The sequence below is a fragment of the Shinella sp. NM-101 genome, assembly GCF_021401195.1.
GTDB lineage: Bacteria > Pseudomonadota > Alphaproteobacteria > Rhizobiales > Rhizobiaceae > Shinella.
The window spans coordinates 137,243-157,024 of sequence record NZ_JACBFT010000001.1; the positions used below are offsets into that span (position 1 = coordinate 137,243).

General features: G+C 65.8%; 17 protein-coding genes and 1 riboswitch. Of the genes, 6 read left to right on the forward strand and 11 right to left on the reverse strand.

Annotated elements, in window-relative coordinates; translation table 11 throughout:
• The first annotated feature begins 80 nt into the window (after positions 1 to 80).
• The 4 genes from L0976_RS00700 to gcvP all read left to right on the forward strand — a co-directional run bounded on the left by L0976_RS00700 (position 81) and on the right by gcvP (position 5,266).
• Entirely contained in the window at positions 81 to 368 is a 288-nt protein-coding gene (locus L0976_RS00700; RefSeq protein WP_234185604.1) for a hypothetical protein, read from the forward strand.
• A gap of 140 nt (positions 369 to 508) precedes the next feature.
• Positions 509 to 611, forward strand: a riboswitch (glycine riboswitch).
• Between the two features lie 156 nt (positions 612 to 767).
• Positions 768 to 1,907 (forward strand): glycine cleavage system aminomethyltransferase GcvT, encoded by a 1,140-nt coding sequence (gene gcvT / locus L0976_RS00705; protein WP_234185605.1) that lies wholly within the window; start codon positions 768 to 770, stop codon positions 1,905 to 1,907.
• 135 nt (positions 1,908 to 2,042) lie between these two features.
• Positions 2,043 to 2,405 carry a glycine cleavage system protein GcvH gene (gene gcvH / locus L0976_RS00710; protein WP_203319000.1) on the forward strand — a complete coding sequence of 121 codons (363 nt, stop codon included), beginning with the start codon at positions 2,043 to 2,045 and terminating at the stop codon, positions 2,403 to 2,405.
• Positions 2,405 to 5,266: an aminomethyl-transferring glycine dehydrogenase gene (gcvP, locus tag L0976_RS00715; RefSeq protein ID WP_234185606.1), complete on the forward strand. Its 2,862-nt coding sequence runs from the start codon at positions 2,405 to 2,407 to the stop codon at positions 5,264 to 5,266. The genes gcvH and gcvP overlap by 1 nt, the downstream gene beginning before the upstream one ends.
• Before the next feature lie 199 nt (positions 5,267 to 5,465).
• On the opposite strand, the gene L0976_RS00720 is transcribed toward gcvP, so the two are convergent.
• From L0976_RS00720 to L0976_RS00760, 9 genes are all read right to left on the reverse strand, one after another.
• Positions 5,466 to 5,873, reverse strand: a complete 408-nt coding sequence (locus L0976_RS00720) for a response regulator (protein ID WP_234185607.1) — start codon at positions 5,871 to 5,873, stop codon at positions 5,466 to 5,468.
• A complete protein-coding gene (locus tag L0976_RS00725) occupies positions 5,857 to 7,710 on the reverse strand; it encodes an ATP-binding protein (protein ID WP_234185608.1) in 1,854 nt (617 codons plus the stop codon). Before L0976_RS00725 ends, L0976_RS00720 begins: the two co-directional genes overlap by 17 nt.
• Before the next feature lie 118 nt (positions 7,711 to 7,828).
• On the reverse strand, positions 7,829 to 8,218 hold the full coding sequence (gene sufA, locus L0976_RS00730) for a Fe-S cluster assembly scaffold SufA (RefSeq protein WP_203319004.1): 390 nt from the start codon (positions 8,216 to 8,218) through the stop codon (positions 7,829 to 7,831).
• Between the two features lie 262 nt (positions 8,219 to 8,480).
• Positions 8,481 to 8,861, reverse strand: coding sequence for an SUF system Fe-S cluster assembly protein (locus tag L0976_RS00735; RefSeq protein ID WP_203319005.1), 381 nt, complete (start codon positions 8,859 to 8,861; stop codon positions 8,481 to 8,483).
• An 11-nt stretch (positions 8,862 to 8,872) separates the two neighbouring features.
• The gene (locus tag L0976_RS00740) at positions 8,873 to 10,111 is read right to left on the reverse strand and encodes a cysteine desulfurase (RefSeq protein WP_234185609.1); all 1,239 of its coding nucleotides are present in this window, start codon (positions 10,109 to 10,111) and stop codon (positions 8,873 to 8,875) included.
• 26 nt (positions 10,112 to 10,137) lie between these two features.
• Complete coding sequence (sufD, locus tag L0976_RS00745) at positions 10,138 to 11,412, reverse strand: Fe-S cluster assembly protein SufD (RefSeq protein WP_234185610.1); 1,275 nt, start codon at positions 11,410 to 11,412, stop codon at positions 10,138 to 10,140.
• A 23-nt stretch (positions 11,413 to 11,435) separates the two neighbouring features.
• Positions 11,436 to 12,191: a Fe-S cluster assembly ATPase SufC gene (sufC, locus tag L0976_RS00750; RefSeq protein WP_234185611.1), complete on the reverse strand. Its 756-nt coding sequence runs from the start codon at positions 12,189 to 12,191 to the stop codon at positions 11,436 to 11,438.
• 75 nt (positions 12,192 to 12,266) lie between these two features.
• Positions 12,267 to 13,736: a Fe-S cluster assembly protein SufB gene (sufB, locus tag L0976_RS00755; RefSeq protein ID WP_234185612.1), complete on the reverse strand. Its 1,470-nt coding sequence runs from the start codon at positions 13,734 to 13,736 to the stop codon at positions 12,267 to 12,269.
• 138 nt (positions 13,737 to 13,874) lie between these two features.
• Positions 13,875 to 15,044 (reverse strand): cysteine desulfurase family protein, encoded by a 1,170-nt coding sequence (locus L0976_RS00760; RefSeq protein WP_370643541.1) that lies wholly within the window; start codon positions 15,042 to 15,044, stop codon positions 13,875 to 13,877.
• A 211-nt stretch (positions 15,045 to 15,255) separates the two neighbouring features.
• On the opposite strand from L0976_RS00760, the gene L0976_RS00765 reads away from it, so the two are divergent.
• Positions 15,256 to 15,933: an alpha/beta hydrolase gene (locus L0976_RS00765; protein ID WP_203319011.1), complete on the forward strand. Its 678-nt coding sequence runs from the start codon at positions 15,256 to 15,258 to the stop codon at positions 15,931 to 15,933.
• Between the two features lie 20 nt (positions 15,934 to 15,953).
• On the opposite strand, the gene L0976_RS00770 is transcribed toward L0976_RS00765, so the two are convergent.
• Positions 15,954 to 17,171, reverse strand: coding sequence for a GGDEF domain-containing protein (locus L0976_RS00770; protein WP_234185613.1), 1,218 nt, complete (start codon positions 17,169 to 17,171; stop codon positions 15,954 to 15,956).
• 90 nt (positions 17,172 to 17,261) lie between these two features.
• Entirely contained in the window at positions 17,262 to 18,395 is a 1,134-nt protein-coding gene (locus tag L0976_RS00775) for an anhydro-N-acetylmuramic acid kinase (RefSeq protein WP_234185614.1), read from the reverse strand.
• 114 nt (positions 18,396 to 18,509) lie between these two features.
• Here L0976_RS00775 and tyrS point away from each other — a divergent pair, with 114 nt between their 5' ends.
• On the forward strand, positions 18,510 to 19,763 hold the full coding sequence (gene tyrS, locus L0976_RS00780; RefSeq protein WP_234185615.1) for a tyrosine--tRNA ligase: 1,254 nt from the start codon (positions 18,510 to 18,512) through the stop codon (positions 19,761 to 19,763).
• Positions 19,764 to 19,782 lie beyond the last annotated feature (19 nt).

Below are 19,782 nucleotides of genomic sequence, written 5' to 3' on the forward strand. Positions count from 1 at the left end.
GAAAATGCAACCGCTGATATTCATATCCGCGAAAGACGCGCCTGCTAGATTCCCACGACCGAACAACGGTTGAAAACACCATGACCCAGATCGTTACAGTCTCGCCGGCCACGGCCGCCTATGCATCGCAGGGCACGAAGCTGCAGACGCGCACCGGCACGCTGTTCGAGGAGCGCATCCATCGCTGGAGCGAGGATGCCAGGGTGCGGGGCGATGCACGCACGGTGGCCGTCCTCAACGTCATTCATCCCCCGGCCCTCGCGCTCGCCCTCCTGACGGCGCCGACCGGCACGCCGCAGGTGACGATGGCCGAAGCCCAGCGCGTCTACGACGAGAACGGCGAACCGCTGCCACCGGACGCCGTCTGACATCCCAGGCAAGACCACCCTCCTCCACCTTGCAGGCCCCGCTTCGGGGCCTTTTTCCTGTCCTCTTCGCCCTACGACAAAAATTTGCTCGTCAGCGACGCCGCCTCTTGCCAAAGCGCAGGCAAGGTCGTTATCTGGAACCGACCTCGCTGGGAGAAACCGGCCGCCCGCTCGAAAGGGATGGCCGGTGCCGAAGGAGCAACCGCCCCGGAAACTCTCAGGCAAAAGGACCAGCAAGGTGCCGTCGGAACTCTGGAGAGAAGCGCGAGAGCGCTCGCCGAAGGGATAACAATCTCAGGCGAAGGGACAGAGGGGGCTCAGGAGAACGGCGCAGATGCGCCTGGATTTATGAGCCGGCGCCCGAGGCAACAGGGGCGCCCAAGGACTGGAGGGCGCCTTTTGGACGGAACGTCTGAACTCAAGAAAACCCCGCTTCACGCGCTGAACCTGTCGCTCGGCGCCCGCATGGTGCCGTTCGCCGGCTACGAGATGCCGGTGCAGTACGCGGCCGGCGTGATGAAGGAACACCTGCACACGCGCGCCGCCGCCGGCCTGTTCGACGTGTCCCACATGGGCCAGGTCACGGTACGCGCCCGCTCCGGCGTCAATGCCGATGCGGCCCGGGCGCTCGAAACGCTGGTGCCGGTCGATATCGTCGGCCTCGGCGAAGGCCGCCAGCGCTATGCGCTCTTCACCAATGACGAAGGCGGCATCCTCGACGACCTGATGATCGCCAATCGCGGCGACCACTTCTACGTGGTCGTCAACGCCGCCTGCAAGGATGCGGACTTCGCGCACATGCAGGCGAAGATCGGCGAGACCTGCGAGCTGACGCTGCACGACGACCGCGCCCTCATTGCCCTGCAAGGCCCGCACGCCCAGGCCGTGCTCGCCGAACTGTGGGCGGACGTCTCCTCCATGCGCTTCATGGACGTGCGCGCCTGCGACCTGCACGACGCCGACTGCATCGTCTCGCGCTCGGGCTATACCGGCGAGGACGGCTTCGAGATCTCCATCCCGGCCGCGCTTGCCGAAACCGTCTGTCGCCGCCTGCTCGACCATCCGGACGTGCTGCCGATCGGCCTCGGCGCCCGCGATTCGCTGCGCCTGGAGGCCGGGCTCTGCCTCTACGGCAACGACATCGACACCGGCACGACGCCGGTGGAGGCCGGGCTCGAATGGGCCATCCAGAAGGTTCGCCGCAAGGGCGGCGAGCGTGAAGGCGGCTTCCCCGGCGCTTCCGTCATTCTCGACCAGCTCGAAAACGGCGCCGACCGCCGCCGCGTCGGCCTGAAGCCCGAAGGCCGCGCGCCCGTGCGCGCCGGCGCGGTGCTGGCGACCGATCCCGAGGGCGAGGACGTCGTCGGCACGGTCACCTCGGGCGGCTTCGGTCCCAATGTCGATGGCCCCGTCGCCATGGGCTACGTCACCAGGCCTTCCGCCGCCGTCGGCACCCAGCTCTATGCGGGCGTTCGCGGGAAATTCCTGCCCGTCACCGTATCGGCCATGCCCTTCGTCAAGAACACCTTCAAGCGCTGATCCCATGAACGCGCGTCGCCCCCTCATCCGCACACCACGGCACCGGCGCCCGTCCCTTCTCCCTGCGGGGAGAAGGTGGCCCGAAGGGCCGGATGAGGGGGCTCCCGCAAAACCCGACCAAAGAGAGGAACCAACATGCTGAAATTCACCGAAGAACACGAGTGGCTGAAGATCGAAGGCGGCGTTGCGACCGTCGGCATCACGACGCATGCGGCCGAACAGCTCGGCGACCTCGTCTTCGTCGAACTACCGGAAGTCGGCGCAACCTTCGACAAGGGCGGCGATGCGGCCACCGTCGAGAGTGTCAAGGCAGCCTCCGACGTCTATTGTCCGCTCGACGGCGAGATCGTCGAGATCAACGAGGCCATCACGGCTGATCCCTCCCTCGTCAACAGCGACCCGCAGGGCGCCGGCTGGTTCTTCAAGCTGAAGCTCGCCAACCCCGCCGATGCGGATGCGCTGATGGACGAGGCCGCCTACAAGGAGCTTGTCGGCTGATGTCTCTTCCCAAGGACTTTGCCTTCACCGATTACCAGCCCTACGACTTCGCAAACCGTCGCCATATCGGCCCTTCGCCGAAGGAGATGGAGGCGATGCTGGCCGTGATCGGCTATGACAGCCTCGATGCGCTGATCGACGACACCGTGCCGAAATCGATCCGCCAGGAAAAGCCGCTCGAATGGGGCGCGCCGATGACGGAGCGCGAGGCGCTCGACAAGCTGCGCGAGACCGCCAACCGCAACCGCAAGCTCGTCTCGCTGATCGGCCAGGGCTATTACGGCACGATCACGCCGCCGGTCATCCAGCGCAACATCCTGGAAAACCCCGCCTGGTACACGGCCTACACGCCCTATCAGCCGGAAATCAGCCAGGGGCGCCTCGAAGCGCTGCTCAACTACCAGACCATGGTCTGCGACCTCACCGGCCTCGACGTCGCCAACGCCTCGCTGCTCGACGAGGCGACCGCCGCCGCCGAGGCGATGGCCATGGCGCAGCGCGTAGCGAAGTCCAAGGCGACCGCCTTCTTCGTCGACGAGAACTGCCACCCGCAGACCATCGCACTCCTCAAGACCCGTTCCGAGCCGCTCGGCTGGAGCATCATCGTCGGCGATCCCTTCACCGACCTCGATCCGGTCGACGTCTTCGGCGCGATCTTCCAGTATCCCGGCACCTACGGCCATGTGCGCGACTTCACCGGCCTCGTCGCCCGCCTGCACCAGACCGGCGCCATCGCCGTCATCGCCGCCGATCCGCTGGCGCTCGCGCTCCTCAAGTCGCCCGGCGACATGGACGCGGATATCGCCATCGGCTGCACCCAGCGCTTCGGCGTGCCGGTCGGCTACGGCGGCCCGCACGCGGCCTACATGGCCGTCAAGGACGCCTACAAGCGCTCCATGCCCGGCCGCCTCGTCGGCGTCTCCATCGATGCCCGCGGCAACCGCGCCTATCGCCTGTCGCTCCAGACGCGCGAGCAGCACATCCGCCGCGAGAAGGCGACGTCGAACATCTGCACCGCGCAGGTTCTGCTCGCCGTCATGGCCTCGATGTATGCCGTCTTCCATGGTCCGCAGGGCCTGAAGGCGATTGCCCAGAGCGTTCATCAGAAGACCGTTCGCCTGGCCGAGGGCCTCGAAAAGCTCGGCTACACCGTCGAGCCGGACGTCTTCTTCGACACGATCACCGTCCATGTCGGCAAGCTGCAGGGCATCATCCTGAAGACGGCCGTCGCGGAAGAGGTCAATCTTCGCAAGATCGGCGACGACCGCATCGGCATCAGCCTCGACGAGCGCTCGCGCCCCGTCACGCTGGAAGCCGTCTGGCGCGCCTTCGGCGGCGATTTCGAGGTGGCCGAGTTCGAGCCGGGCTACCGCCTGCCGGAAGACCTGCTGCGCACCAGCGAATACCTGACGCATCCGATCTTCCACATGAACCGCGCCGAAAGCGAGATGGTGCGCTACATCCGCCGGCTCTCCGACCGCGACCTCGCGCTCGACCGCGCGATGATCCCGCTCGGCTCCTGCACGATGAAGCTCAACGCCACGGCGGAGATGCTGCCGATCACCTGGCCGGAATTTGCGGAGATCCATCCCTTCGTTCCCGCCGACCAGGCGCAGGGCTACCGGCACCTCATCGAGGACCTGTCGCAGAAGCTCTGCGACATCACCGGCTACGACGCCGTCTCCATGCAGCCGAATTCCGGCGCGCAGGGCGAATATGCCGGCCTGCTGACGATCCGTGCCTATCACCTCGCCAATGGCGACACCCATCGCGACGTCTGCCTGATCCCGACCTCCGCGCACGGCACCAACCCGGCCTCCGCTCAGATGGCCGGCATGAAGGTGGTCGTCGTGAAAGTGTCAGACAACGGCGACATCGACATGGAGGATTTCCGTTCCAAAGCAGAGCAGTATGCGGAAAACCTCTCGTGCTGCATGATCACCTACCCCTCAACGCACGGCGTCTTCGAGGAGAACGTGCGCGAGATCTGCGAGATCGTCCACAAGCATGGAGGCCAGGTCTATATCGACGGCGCCAACATGAACGCCATGGTCGGCCTTGCCCGGCCGGGCGACATCGGCGGCGACGTTTCGCACCTCAACCTCCACAAGACGTTCTGCATCCCGCATGGCGGCGGCGGTCCCGGCATGGGGCCGATCGGCGTCAAGGCGCATCTTGCGCCCTTCCTGCCGGCAAACCCGACGACCGGCGAGGCCGGCGCCGTCTCGGCGGCCCCCTTTGGCTCGGCCTCCATCCTGCCGATCTCCTGGAGCTACTGCCTGATGATGGGCGGCGAAGGGCTGACGCAGGCGACCAAGGTGGCGATCCTCAACGCCAACTACATCGCCGCCCGGCTCAAGGGCGCCTATGATGTGCTCTACAAGTCCGCAAAAGGCCGCGTGGCGCATGAATGCATCATCGACATGCGCCCGCTCGCCGAAAGCGCCGGCGTCACCGTCGACGACGTCGCCAAGCGCCTGATCGACAGCGGGTTCCACGCCCCGACCATGAGCTGGCCGGTGGCCGGCACGCTGATGATCGAGCCGACGGAATCGGAGACGAAGGCCGAGATCGACCGCTTCTGCGACGCCATGCTGGCGATCCGCGAGGAAGCGCGCGCCATCGAGGAAGGTCGCATGGACCGGGAGAACAACCCGCTCAAGAACGCCCCGCACACGGTGGAGGACCTCGTCGGCGAATGGGACCGCCCCTATTCGCGCGAACAGGCCTGCTTCCCGCCGGGCGCCTTCCGGGTCGACAAGTACTGGTCGCCTGTCAACCGCGTGGACAATGTCTACGGCGACCGCAATCTCGTCTGCTCCTGCCCGCCGCTGGAGGATTACGCGGAAGCGGCCGAGTAAATCCGGGCCGATCTCAGGTCCACCCACCTCTCCCTCGTCATGGTCGGGCTCGACCCGACCATCCATCCACCGGCAAGCAGCGAATGTGGATCCTCGGGTCAAGCCCGAGGATGACGGCGGAGAAGGAAGCGGGCGCCACATCGAACGAACCCCGGCCGATGCCATCGGCCGGGGTTTTCCATTGCGGGCAGGGACTGGATCAGGGTGCGACGGCGACGTCCACCCAGAAGCGGGTGAAGCCCTCGGCGAACGCACGATAGCCGCTCAGCGTCGAGGGCTTGACGGCATAGGCGTTGGCACCGTTCTCGTAAGCGCGGCTCACATCCGCGGTGTTCGACGACGATGACAGCATGATGACGGGCGTCACCGCCGTGCGCGCCCGGCCGCGCAGGCGCTTGAGAAGTTCCATGCCGCTGATGCCGGGCATGTTGATGTCAAGCAGGATATAGTCGAAGGCTTCCGCATCGAGCCGGTCGCTGGCGACCTCGGCATCGGCGGCATGGGTGATTTCGAGCGGGCTTCCGGCATCGCTGAAGGCGCGCATGACGAAGCGCACGTCCACCGGATCGTCGTCGACGACGATCAGCCTTCTAGCCGAACCTTCCACGCTCGTTCCCCCTTGATCTTATGGATTGCGGAAACGTCACCACGAAGCGTGCGCCCGGACCATAGCTCGTGTCAAGCGCTATCGAGCCGTTGTGGCTCTCGACGATCCGGCGCGCCAGCGCAAGCCCGACGCCCGTGCCCTGGTAGACCGTCTCGTCCCGGTGAAGTCTCTGGAAAACCTCGAAGATCCGCCCGACATGCTGGGGGTCGATGCCGATCCCGTCATCCTCGACGACGAAATCGATCCCCGCCGGGCGCTGCCGGCAATAGACCCGCACGACAGGCGCTTTGCCGGGCCGGCGGTATTTCAGCGCGTTGCCGATGAGGTTCTGCGCAAGGCGCTTCAAAAGCTCCGGATCGCCCATGATCTCCGGCATCGGCTGGACGTCGATCGTGCCGCCGCTCTCCTCGACATGGCTTTCGAGCAGCGCCAGCGCATCCCTGACGACGCCGGACAGCGCCACGGGCTTCGGCACGGCGATGCGATAGGCGATCTGCGAGAATTCCAGCAAGCTGTCGATGATGCGCCGCATGCGCGCCGCGCTCTTGCGCACATGGTCGGCGTAGTGCGGCAGTTCGTCGAACTCGCCGCGGTGCAGGTCCTCCGAGATCATTTCGGCGAACATGGACAGGTGGCGCAGCGGCGCCTTGAGATCATGCGAGACCGTCGCGGTGAACTGGTCGAGCGCCTCGTTCTTGCGGCGCAGCTCGCTGGTCTGCGCCTCCACCTGCCGCTGCTGGCGCTTGGTCTCGGTGATGTCGCGCCCGACGCTCACGACCTCGCTCAACCCGTCGTCGTCGAAGATCGCAACGGCCGTCCAGAGCATCCACATCTCCCGGCCATCCTGCCCGTCGATGCAGATCTCCATCGTGCGAACCGGCTCGTCACGCGTATAGCCGCCTATGTCGATCAGGGCGGCGGCCTGCTCCGGCGCGCAGGCGACATCCGGCAGGGAGCGGCCGATCAGCTCATCGGTGGTCGAGCCGACATGGGCGGCATATTTGTCGTTGGCGAAGCGGATGGTCAGGTCGCGGTCGAAGCGCAGGATCATGTCCGGCAGGATCTGCAGCAGCGAGAGATAGTCGCGACGCTTCTCCTCGAGCGCGGCCTCCGTGCGCTTCAAGTCGGAGACGTCGACACGCAGCGCAACGACGTCGCCGGTCTCGGCGATATGGCTTTCCGCGCGGATCCAGAGATCCTCGCCGAACGGGAAGACGGACCCCTCGCTGTCGGGAGAGCGATGGTCGCGCAGGCGCTCGCGCACCAGCGCCTCGGCCTCCGGCGTCCCCTCCCTGATACCCGGGAACATGCCGGAGCGGATATTGCCGCGAACGATGCTTTCCAGCGTCGCACCGACACGCACATGCGCGCCGGCTTCCCCGCACCGCTCCTTGTAGGAGCGGTTGAACAGGACTAGGCGCTCTTCCGGGTCGAAGATCGCAAAGCCCTCGGTCATGGTGTCGAGCGCGGCGGCGATGCGCTGGCCGAGCAGGATCTGCTCGCCGTGGCTGCCGCCGCTGAGCAGGCTGCGCAGGAGCAGCGCATAATGTACGCCCGTCCCCTCGTCCGGCAGCGCGATCACATGCGCCGACGCTTCGAAGGACGAGCCGTTCTCGTGACGGAAGGAAAGGGCGTGCGTGTTCTCGCGCCCCTGCGATGCGTGGCGGGCGAGGTTCGCGCCGTCGATGACGGCCGCTGCGGCCGGAAGCCGGCCGTCGCGATTCCAGCCGAACGTGCGGGCAGCGGCCTCGTTATGGGAAACCACGCGCGCCTCGACATCGACGACGAGGACGGGAAACGGCAGGTTTTCGTAAAGTGCCGCGGCAAAGCCGGTCATTGCTCGCGCCCCCTCCCTGGCGATCACGCCGGCACGATATTCATGCCGCGCGCCGCAGACTAGGCAAAACCGCCCGCGAAGGAAAGGCACGGGAACCGCGGTTCCCGCTTCACTGGCGTCAGGCGCGGACGGTCGGCTGGCCGGCGGCGGCAAGCGCCGCGAGGTCGGCGGGCTTCAGCTCGACCGATTCGCCGCAGCCGCAGGCGGACGTCTGGTTCGGGTTGTGGAAGGTGAAGCCGGAGCGCAGGGTCGTCACCTCGAAATCCATCTGCGTGCCGAGAAGGTAGAGCACGGCTTCCGGCGCGACCCAGACGCGGGCGCCGTTCAGCTCGATCAGGTCGTCCCTGGCATTGGGCTCCGTCACGAGATCGATGGAATATTCCATGCCCGCGCAACCGCCCTTCTTGATGCCGACGCGGATGCCCCTGGCATCCTCGCCGGCATTGGCGACGATTGCCTTGACGCGGTTCGCCGCCGCATCGGTCAGTGTCATGACTGCAAAGGCCATGGGCATTTTCTCCTTCGCCTGACGGGTTCAAGGCCCGACGGTTTCGAATCCGAATCTAGTGAGGGCGGGTCGACGGATCAAGTCGCCCAGCGGGAAAAGCCCCTCATCCGCCTGCCGGCACCTTCTCACCGCAGGCGGGGAGAAGGAAGTATGCCGCACCGTTTACCAGCCTCTCCCGCGCTCCGTGGAGCACGTCCCCTCTCCCCGCTTGCGGGAAGAGGGTTAGGGTGCGGGGCAAGCGGCAAACGCCAGCCGCGCCAAATCAGTACCAGCCGACGGCGACCTGCGCCTCTTCCGACATGCGGTCCGGCGTCCACGGCGGATCGAAGGTCATCCTGACCTCGACGCCGGACACGCCTTCGACGGCGCTCACGGCGTTCTCCACCCAGCCCGGCATCTCGCCGGCGACGGGGCAACCGGGCGCGGTCAGCGTCATGTCGATCTTGACCATGCGGTCGTCCTCGATGTCGATCTTGTAGATCAGGCCGAGCTCGAAGATGTCTGCGGGGATTTCCGGGTCGTAGACCGTCTTCAGCGCCGAGATGATGTCGTCGCTGAGGCGCGCCAGCTCGTCTTCCGGGATCGCCGAATGAACGATGCCGTCGCGGACGTCGATCTTGTCTTCCGTTGCATCGAGGGACATGGGCCTACTCCTCAGGCAAAGAACTTGCGGGCGTGGTCGAGCGCGTCGGCCAGGGCATCGACCTCTGCACGCGTGTTATAGAGGCCGAACGATGCCCGGCATGTGGAGGTGACGCCGAAGCGTTTCAAGAGCGGCTGGGCGCAATGGGTGCCGGCGCGCACCGCCACCCCTGCCCGGTCGATCACCATAGAGACGTCATGGGCATGGATGCCTTCCAGCTCGAAGGAGAAGATCGAGCCCTTGCCGGGCGCCGTGCCGAAGATGCGCAGCGAATTGATTGCCGACAGCCGCTCATGGGCATAGTCGCGCAGGTCCGCCTCATGGGCGGAGATCGCCGCGCGGCCGATCGTTTCCATATAGTCCAGCGCATAGCCGAGGCCGATCGCCTGCACGATGGGCGGCGTGCCGGCCTCGAAGCGGTGCGGCGGGTCGTTGTAGGTGACGATGTCCTCGGTGACATCGACGATCATCTCGCCGCCGCCCTGGAAGGGACGCATCTCGCGAAGGCGATCCATCTTGCCGTAGAGCACGCCGATGCCCGAGGGACCGTAGAGCTTGTGGCCGGTCATCACGTACCAGTCGCAATCGATGTCGCGCACGTCGACCGGCATGTGCACCGCGCCCTGCGACCCGTCCACCAGCACCGGAATGCCGCGCGCGCGGGCGATGCGGCAAATCTCCTTGACCGGCACGATGGTGCCGAGCGCGTTCGACATATGCGTGATGGCGATGAGCCTGGTGCGCTCGGTCAGGCACTTCTCGAAGTCTTCGATATGGAACGCGCCGGTCTCGTCGACGGGCGCCCAGACGAGCTTGGCCCCCTGCCGTTCGCGGATGAAATGCCAAGGCACGATGTTGGAATGGTGCTCCATGATCGAAAGGACGATCTCGTCGCCCTCGCCGATCTTTGGCATGCCGTAGCCGTAGGCAACCGTGTTGATCGCCTCGGTCGAGGACTTCGTGAAGACGATCTCGTCGACCGACGAGGCGTTCAGGAAGCGGCGCACCTTCTCGCGCGCCGCCTCATAGGCGTCCGTTGCGGCATTCGACAGGAAATGAAGGCCGCGGTGCACGTTTGCATATTCGTTGGAATAGGCATGCGAGACCGCGTCGATCACCACCTGCGGCTTCTGCGCAGAGGCGCCGTTGTCGAGATAGACCAGCGGCTTGCCATAGACCGTTTTCGACAGGATGGGGAAATCCTTGCGGATCGCCTCGACGTCGTAGGCCAGTGCGGGTGCGTGTTCCATCTCGGTTTCCTATCCCGCGCGCCCTGTCAGGCGTGCTTTTCCAGCCAGGCGGCGACGACGCCTTCCAGCGCTTCGACCAGCGGCTCGTCTTCCAGCTCCTCGACGATCTCGGCCACGAAGGCGTTGACCAGCATGCCGCGCGCCTTGTTTTCCGGGATGCCGCGCGCCATCAGGTAGAAGAGCTGCGTGTGGTCGATGTCGATCACGGTGGCGCCGTGGCCGCACTGCACGTCGTCGGCGAAGATCTCCAGCTCCGGCTTGGCGGAGAAATCGGCCTCGTCGGAGAGCAGCAGCGTGTTGCACGACATCTTGGCATCGGTCTTCTGGGCATCCGGTGCAACGCGAATCTGGCCCTGGAAGACGCCGCGCGCGCGATCGAAGATCACGTTGCGGATGACTTCCGTCGACGTCGTGTTTGGAACGTCGTGGCCGACCGTGAAGGTCACGTCGTTGTGCGTCTCGCCGCCGATGAGGTTGATGCCGCGCAGCCTGAGGTCCGAACCCTCGCCCGCCACCACGACATGGATTTCCTGCCGCACGAGCTTGCCGCCGGCATTGACCACGTAGAGGCGCAGTTTCGTATCGGTGCCGAGCGTGATGCGGATCTGGCCGAGATGGGTGTCCGCGGCCCCCTGCGCCTGGAGGATGATCCAGGTGATGTCCGCCCCGTCGGCAAGCGCGATGTCGCTGACGGTCGTCACGAAGGCGGCGTTCTCGCCGGCCGCGATGTGGCGCTCGACGACCGTCGCCTTGGTGTTGGCACCGAAGGTCGCCGTAAAGCGCGTATGTGTCTGGCCGGCATTCTGGATCGTCTGGATTTCGAGCGGGGCGTCCAGCGCCGTGCCCTCAGGCACGTCGAGCACGAAACCGTCGCGTACGAAGGCGCCGTTGATGCGGCCGATCGCGTCGTCGCCGTCGCGGGCAGCAAGGCCGGCCGCGGCGGTGCCGTCGGCAAGTGCGTCCTTGAAGGTGCTTACCGTCACGCCGTCGGCGCTCGCGCGGGCATCGGCGATGCCATTGGCGACCGCAAGCACGGTGGAACCCTCGACGAGAGGGGCGACCTTGGCGACCGAAGCCGCCGGATCGAAGGCGGGCACGGCGCGCAGCAGCGCCTTGAGGTCCGTGTAGTGCCAGGCTTCCACGCGGCGCGTCGGAAGGCCGGCGTCCTTGAAGTCGCTGATCAGCGTGTCGCGGGCGGCCAGCACCGCGCCGTCGCCCGGCAGCTCGCCGATGGCGTGGTCATAGGCTTCGCATAGCGCGGTCTCGGCGACCGAAAGCGTCTTGCCTGTCTGCATGTTCATGGGATCACTCCTTCACCGTGCCGTCAGGCGGCAGCATCGATGATGTCGGCATAGCCGTTGGCTTCCAGCTCGTGCGCCAGCGTCTTGTCGCCGGACTTGATGACCTGGCCCTTGTAGAGGACGTGGACCGTATCCGGCACGATATAGTCGAGCAGGCGCTGGTAGTGCGTGATGACGACGACCGCGCGGTCCGGCGAGCGCAGTGCGTTGACGCCGTCTGCGACGATCTTCAGCGCGTCGATGTCGAGGCCGGAGTCGGTCTCGTCGAGGATGCACAGCTTCGGCTCCAGCAGCGACATCTGCAGGATCTCGGCGCGCTTCTTCTCGCCACCGGAGAAGCCGACGTTCAGCGGACGACGCAGCATTTCCGGCGCGATCTTGAGTTCGGCGGAAGCTTCCTTGACGCGGCGCATGAAGTCCGGCGTCGTCAGCTCGGCCTCGCCGCGCGCCTTGCGCTGTTCGTTCATCGCGACCTTGAGGAACTGCATGGTGGCGACGCCCGGGATTTCGACCGGGTACTGGAAGGCGAGGAAGATGCCCTTGGAAGCGCGCTCGGCCGGGTCGAGCTCGAGGATGCTCTCGCCGTTATAGAGGATGTCGCCCTCGGTGACCTCGTAGTCCTCGCGGCCGGAGAGGATGTAGGAGAGCGTCGACTTGCCGGAGCCGTTCGGGCCCATGATGGCGGCGACTTCGCCGGCCTTCACGGTGAGGTTCAGGCCGCGGATGATCTCGGTGCCGTCTTCGGCGATGCGGGCGTGCAGGTTCTTGATTTCAAGCATGGACATATCCTTTTCGGACGAATTCGTTTGGCGGCGCGCGGGTTTTCGCGCGCCCGGATGATCAACGGGCGAAGGTCAGCCGACCGAGCCTTCCAGCGAGATGCCGATCAGCTTCTGCGCCTCGACGGCGAATTCCATCGGCAGTTCCTGGATGACTTCCTTGACGAAGCCGTTGACGATCAGCGCGATCGCCGCTTCCGTCGGGATGCCGCGCTGCAGGCAGTAGAACAGCTGGTCCTCGGAAATCTTCGAGGTGGTCGCCTCGTGCTCGAACTGGGCGGTCGCGTTCTTCGCCTCGATATAGGGCACGGTGTGCGCGCCGCACTTGTCGCCGATCAGCAGCGAGTCGCACTGGGTGAAGTTGCGCGCGTTCTCCGCCCTGCGGTGGGCCGAGACCTGGCCGCGATAGGTGTTGTTGGAGAAGCCCGCGGAAATGCCCTTGGAGACGATGCGGCTCGACGTGTTCTTGCCGAGATGGATCATCTTCGTGCCGCTGTCGATCTGCTGGTGGCCGTTGGAAACGGCGATCGAGTAGAACTCGCCGCGCGAACCGTCGCCGCGCAGGATGCAGGACGGATACTTCCAGGTGATGGCGGAGCCGGTCTCGACCTGCGTCCAGGAGATCTTCGAGTTCTTGCCGCGGCAATCGCCGCGCTTCGTCACGAAGTTGTAGATGCCGCCCTTGCCTTCCTTGTCGCCCGGATACCAGTTCTGGACGGTGGAATACTTGATCTCGGCATCGTCCAGCGCGACGAGCTCGACCACGGCGGCGTGAAGCTGGTTCTCGTCACGCTGCGGCGCGGTGCAGCCTTCGAGATAGGAGACATAGGCCCCCTCTTCCGCGATGATCAGCGTGCGCTCGAACTGGCCGGTGTTCTTCTCGTTGATGCGGAAATAGGTCGACAGTTCCATCGGGCAACGAACGCCCTTCGGCACGAAGACGAAGGAGCCGTCGGTGAAGACCGCGGTATTGAGCGTCGCATAGAAGTTGTCGGTCGCCGGCACCACGGTGCCGAGATACTTCTTCACGAGATCAGGATGCTCGCGGATGGCCTCGGAGATCGACATGAAGATCACGCCGGCCTTCTTCAGCTCTTCCTTGAAGGTCGTGACGACCGAGACCGAATCGAAGACGGCGTCGACGGCGATCTTGGATTTTTCGACGCCGGCGAGGATTTCCTGCTCGCGCAGCGGAATGCCGAGCTTCTCGTAGGTCCGCAGCAGCTCCGGGTCGACCTCGTCGAGCGACTTCGGGCCGCTCTGGTTCTTCGGAGCGGCATAGTAATAAAGGTCGTTGAAGTCGATCTTGGGATAGTCGACGCGCGCCCAGGTGGGCTCTTCCATGGTCAGCCAGCGGCGATAGGCCTCGAGGCGCCATTCGAGCATCCATTCGGGCTCGCTCTTCTTGGCCGAGATGAAACGGATGATGTCCTCGGACAGGCCTTTCGGCGCCTTGTCCATCTCGATCTTCGTCTCGAAGCCGTATTTGTACTGGTCGACGTCGATCTGACGGACCTGATCGATCGTTTCCTGCACCGCAGGCATATCGTTCTCCAATCTTGCCGGAGACAAGGTCCGGCAGCTTGTTAACGTGTGGCGGGTCTACCGCCGGTTATGTAAGCGCCAAAGGCGGCTTTTCCCACCTTTTGGCAAGCAAAAACTCGCGTTTCCGCAAGATTCCGCTCAGGCCGCGTTCCCGGTCACGCGCCGCCGCGAGGCGATGCGCGAGAAAGCCGCCAGAAATCGATCCACATCCGCCTGCACCGAGCCCGGCCCGAGCGAAACGCGAAGGCCGCCGAGCGTGGCATCGAAGCCCATCGCCGTCAGCACATGGCTCTGCCCGACCTTGCCGGACGAGCAGGCCGAGCCCGCCGAGAGCGCGATGCCTTCGAGGTCGAAGGCGATCTGCCCCGTCTCGGACTTGAGGCCCGGAAGGCTGAAGAAGGAGGTGTTGGCGACGCGCTCGACCTCACCGCCATGGATGACGATGTCGTTCGTCACTGCGCGCATGCCCGCCTCCAGGGCGTCGCGCAGCGCGGCGATCCCCGCATTGCGCGCGGCCATGTCGGTCGCCGCAGCGCGGGCTGCCGCGGCAAAGCCGGCGAGCGCGGCGGGGTTTTCCGTGCCGGAGCGATGCCCCTTCTCCTGTCCGCCGCCGCGGATGAGCGGCGCGGGAATCAGCACCTCGCCGCGCGAGACCAGCGCGCCCGCGCCCTTGGGGCCGCCGAGCTTGTGCGAGGAGATGACGAGGAAGTCCGCGTCCAGCGCCTCCATATCGACAGGCATGCGGCCGACGGCCTGCACGGCATCCACGACGAGGAGCCCGCCATGGCGGCGCACGATCTCGGCAGCAGCCTTCACCGGCTGGACGATGCCTGTCTCGTTGTTGGCCAGCATGATCGCGACCATGGGCAGGCCTGCGGCCTTGTCGTGGCCCTGGAGCAGCGCATCGAGCGCATCGAGGTCCACCACGCCGGCGCGTGTCACCGGAACGCTCGTCACCGCCTCGCGCTGAAAGCGCCCGCCCTCGCGGAGCGCCGGATGCTCGATCTCGGACACATAGAGATGGCCGATGGCAAGCGGCGTGCGGCCCATGCGATAGCCGGGCGTCAGGACGAGGTTCGCCGCCTCGCTCGCGCCGCTCGTGAAGATGACATGCGCCGGCGCCGCATTGACCAGCGCGGCGACGTCGCGGCGCGCGGCTTCCACCAGCATGCGCAGCGCCCGGCCCTCGCCGTGGACGGAAGACGGGTTGCCGACCATGTCGAGCGCGGCGACCACGGCCTCGCGCGCCGCCGGCAGAAGCGGCGCCGTGGCATTCCAGTCCAGATATGTGCGCGGCATCTTCGTCATTCGTTATCCGTGCGTGCCCGGCAAGTTCAAGGCGGCGTGCATTTTTCTTGTAATTTCCGGCGGGCTTGCCTTATGACACCAGCTTCATAGCGCCCGATGCGCCCAAACAGTTTCGAACAGTTCTAAACTGGGTTCTAGAAAAGCTGAGTGCTTTCGTCAAGACTTGAGTTGACAAGAATCCATGTCCGAACGCGAACGTGCCGGAGTAAGAATGCCCGAAATCATCTTCAACGGACCCGCCGGTCGCCTTGAGGGCCGTTACCAGCCGTCCAAGCAGAAGAACGCCCCCATCGCCATCGTGCTGCACCCGCATCCGCAGTTCGGCGGCACCATGAACAACCAGATCGTCTACCAGCTCTTCTACATGTTCCAGAAGCGCGGTTTCACGACGCTGCGCTTCAACTTCCGCGGCATCGGCCGCAGCCAGGGCGAATTCGACCACGGCGCGGGCGAGCTGTCAGACGCCGCCTCGGCGCTCGACTGGGTGCAGAGCCTGCATCCCGATTCCAAGAGCTGCTGGGTCGCCGGCTATTCCTTCGGCGCCTGGATCGGCATGCAGCTCCTGATGCGCCGCCCGGAGATCGAGGGCTTCATGTCGATCGCCCCGCAGCCGAACATCTACGACTTCTCGTTCCTCGCGCCCTGCCCGTCCTCCGGCCTCATCATCAACGGCGATGCCGACAAGGTCGCGCCGGAGAAGGACGTCAACGGGCTCGTCGAGAAGCTGAAGACGCAGAAGGGCATCCTGATCACGCACAAGACCGTGACGGGCGCCAACCACTTCTTCAACGGCCAGACCGAGACGCTGATGGCCGAATGCGAGGATTACCTCGACCGCCGCCTTGCCGGCGAACTGACGCCGGAGCCGGCCGCCAAGCGCATCCGCTGACCGGCCGAAAGCCTGGACAATCAAGCCCGATGGCCCCGCCGCCGGGCTTTTTCATTGCCGTGAGCCGCCCGCCTGACGACATCGAGAACGACGGCCGGCGGTTCCGCTTCGCGCACGCAGTCGCGACCGGCATTCTTTGCGGCATAAAGCGCGTCGTCGGCGCGGCGCATGGCCAGGCGCAACGGTTCCCTCTCCCCGATTTCCGAGACGCCGAAGCTCGCCGTGACGCGCGCGGACTGCGGCAGGCCGGGGATGGGCGAAACGGCGCGGGTCGCACGGAGCGCGTGCGCAAAGAGCAGCGCGGCCTCCCTGCCGGTGCCCGGCAGGAACAACACGAATTCCTCCCCGCCGATGCGCGCGGCAAGCGAACCCTTCGGCGCAGCCGCCCGCAAGGTCTCGCCGAAAGCCCGGATGGCAGCATCGCCGCCCTGGTGGCCATGGGTGTCGTTGACCGACTTGAAGTGATCGAGGTCGCACAGCACGATGCTGTGCGGCCCAGGCCCCGCCATCGACGCGTCGATACGGTTGTCGAAGCCCCGGCGATTGAGCAGGCCGGACAGCGGATCCACCTCGGCGTTGACCTTCTCGTCCGCGACGATTTCCAGCACGAGAACGCACAGCAGCATGAGGCCGACGGCAACGATCAGCACCGCGCTCATGCTCTGCGAAAGCAGGGCGAACTGGCTGTTGATATACCCGCTCGCCGTGGTGCCCGAACCGGCAAGAACGGCGGCGAAGGCCTTCACCACGAAATGGGCGCTCGTCAGGGCCAGCAGCACGACCAGCGCGCGGTCGACGAAGGTCTTCACCCGCGCCCGCCAGGCGGCCCAGGCGCTCATGCCGAGCACGACCGCAAAGGGCATCTGGTAGGGCAGCGCATGCAGCAGCGTGCCGCGCGGCAGGTCGTAGATCATGCAGTCGAGCAGCACGAAGGCGCAGAAGATCGCCGCCAGCAGCGCGCGGTTGGTCTTCAGGTCATAGAGATGGCCGATGCCGACGCGCAGCATGAACATGCCGCCCAGCACCGAGGCGAAGGCCAGGATGGCCCAGGGCATCGGCGGCGGAACATAGGCGACGAGAAGCTCGAAGACCGTCGACAGCGAGGCGACGGCGAAGCAGCCGGCGAACCAGCGGGCGGCTGCACGGTTGCGGCTCCGGGCGGAGACCGCCAGGAAGAACATGCAGAAACACTGCGCGATGAGGAAGTTCACCGTCAGCAGGAAGCCCGCGCCACTCATTGGCCACCTTACGCAAGATACAACGGCCGGACCGTGCAAGCGCACGGGAACGACCGGCGGCGATCCTAGGCAGCGCCGGCGAAGAAAGCGTTAACCGGAGACGGCTGCTTTCCACCATAGGCCGCCCGTGACGGGCGCCTTGACGCCGGTGGTTCCCGGAAAGGTGAGCGGCAGGCCGCGCAGGGCGCGCACGGCGAGATAGGCCCAGGCCTCGGCCTCCATGCTGTCGCCGTCGAGGCCCACCGCCTCCGCCGCGACGACCTCCGCGCCCTCCGTCCCGGCGAGAGCGGCAAGGTCGTTCATGATCACCCGGTTGAGCCGGCCGCCGCCGCTCACGACATAGAGTTTCGGCCGCTCCGGCAGGTGGCGCGCCGAGCGCAGCACGGCCGCGGCGGTGACATGCGCCAGCGTGCGCGCGCCGTCCTCCAGGCTCGCATCCCTCCCCTCCGGCGGGCGGAAATCGTTGCGGTCGAGCGAGCGGCGCACGGGATCGGTAAAGAAGGCCTGGTCGAGGTAACGCCCGGCAAGCCCGGCATCGACCCTCCCCTCCGAGGCGATCATGCCGCCCTGGTCATAGGGAATGCCGGCATGGGCCTCGACCCACTGGTCGATCAGCGTATTGCCCGGGCCGCTGTCGAAGGCGACGATCTCGCCGCCGCTGCCGATGAAGGTGATGTTGGAGATGCCGCCGATATTGACGAAGACGACGGCCTTGCCGGAGGCGCGGGAGAGGCCGGCGGCGAGCGCTGCGTGATAGGCCGGGATGAGCGGCGCGCCCTGCCCGCCATGCGCCATGTCGTTCGCCCGCATGTCGCAGACGACGTCGATGCCGGTTGCGCCGGCGAGAAGCCTTCCATCGCCCAGTTGCACGGTCAGCGCCTGGTCCGGCCGGTGCAGCACCGTCTGGCCGTGGAAGCCGATCACATCGATCCCGGAAGGTTCGAGGCCGTTCTCCGCGAGGAAAGCGCGGACCGCCTCGCCGTGGCGCAGCGTCAGTTCCCGCTCGATCTGCGCAAGATCGCCGGGCCGCTCGCTGCGCTCGCCGATGGATTTGGCGGTCTCCAGCGCGCCCTGCAGCCGGCGGCGGAAGGCGGCGTCGTAGGGCGACGCCATCGACGGGCCGCGCTCGACGACCGCCTCGCCGTCCGTGCGCAGCAGCGCCACGTCGATGCCGTCGAGGCTCGTGCCGCTCATCAGGCCAATCGCCGTCAACATCCCCGCCATGCCGCAACTCCAGAATCACTTTTGAAGTGATTATGCGCGCAAACGATGCTAAACGCCCGGCGGTCCGCGGGAAAATCTTCCCGATCCAGCATGATCCCACCAGAGAGACAGGCCATGTCCGAATTCAAATCCGATTTCCTTCGCACGCTGAAAGAGCGCGGCTTCATCCACCAGATCTCCGATGAAACCGGCCTCGACGACCTCCTCGCCAAGGAAACCGTGACGGCCTATATCGGCTTCGACCCGACGGCGCCCAGTCTCCACGCCGGCGGGCTCATCCAGATCATGATGCTGCACTGGTTCCAGAAAACCGGCCACCGGCCGATCTCGCTGATGGGCGGCGGCACCGGCATGGTGGGCGACCCGTCCTTCAAGGACGAGGCGCGCCAGCTCCTGACGCCGGAAACGCTCGGCACCAACATCGCCGGCATCAAGAAGGTCTTCTCAAATTACCTGACCTACGGAGAAGGCCCCAGGGACGCGCTGATGATCAACAATGCCGACTGGCTGCTCGGCATCAACTACCTCGAATTCCTGCGCGATGTCGGCCGGCATTTCTCGGTCAACCGCATGCTCGCCTTCGACAGCGTCAAGACGCGGCTCGACCGGGAACACTCCCTGTCGTTCCTCGAATTCAACTACATGATTCTCCAGGCATACGACTTCGTCGAACTGTCGAAGCGCTACGGCTGCCGTCTCCAGATGGGCGGCTCGGACCAGTGGGGCAACATCATCAACGGCATCGACCTCGGCCACCGCATGGGCACGCCGCAGCTCTACGCCCTCACCTCGCCGCTGCTGACCACCGCCTCGGGCGCCAAGATGGGCAAGTCGCTCTCCGGCGCGGTGTGGCTGAATCCGGAAATGCTCTCGGCCTATGATTTCTGGCAGTACTGGCGCAACACCGAGGACGCCGACGTCTCGCGCTTCCTGAAGCTCTACACGACGCTGCCGATGGACGAGATCGCCCGCCTCTCCGCACTTGGCGGCGCCGAGATCAACGAGGTGAAGAAGATCCTCGCCACGGAAGTGACGGCGATGCTGCACGGCCGCGAGGCGGCTGAACAGGCCGCCGAAACCGCGCGCAAGACCTTCGAGGAAGGCGCGATTGCCGATAACCTGCCGTCGATCGATGTCGCCGCGGGTGAGCTCGAAGCCGGAATCGGTCTCCTGACGCTCGTCGTGAAGGCCGGCCTTGCCGCCTCGAACGGCGAGGCACGCCGCCACGTCCAGGGCGGCGCGGTGCGCATCAACGATGTCGCCGTCTCGGACGAACGCCGCGCCATCGGCACGTCCGACGTCTCCGCCGACGGCGTGATCAAGCTCTCGCTCGGCAAGAAGAAGCACATCCTCGTCCGCCAGGCCTGAGCGGCCGGACGCGCTCCAA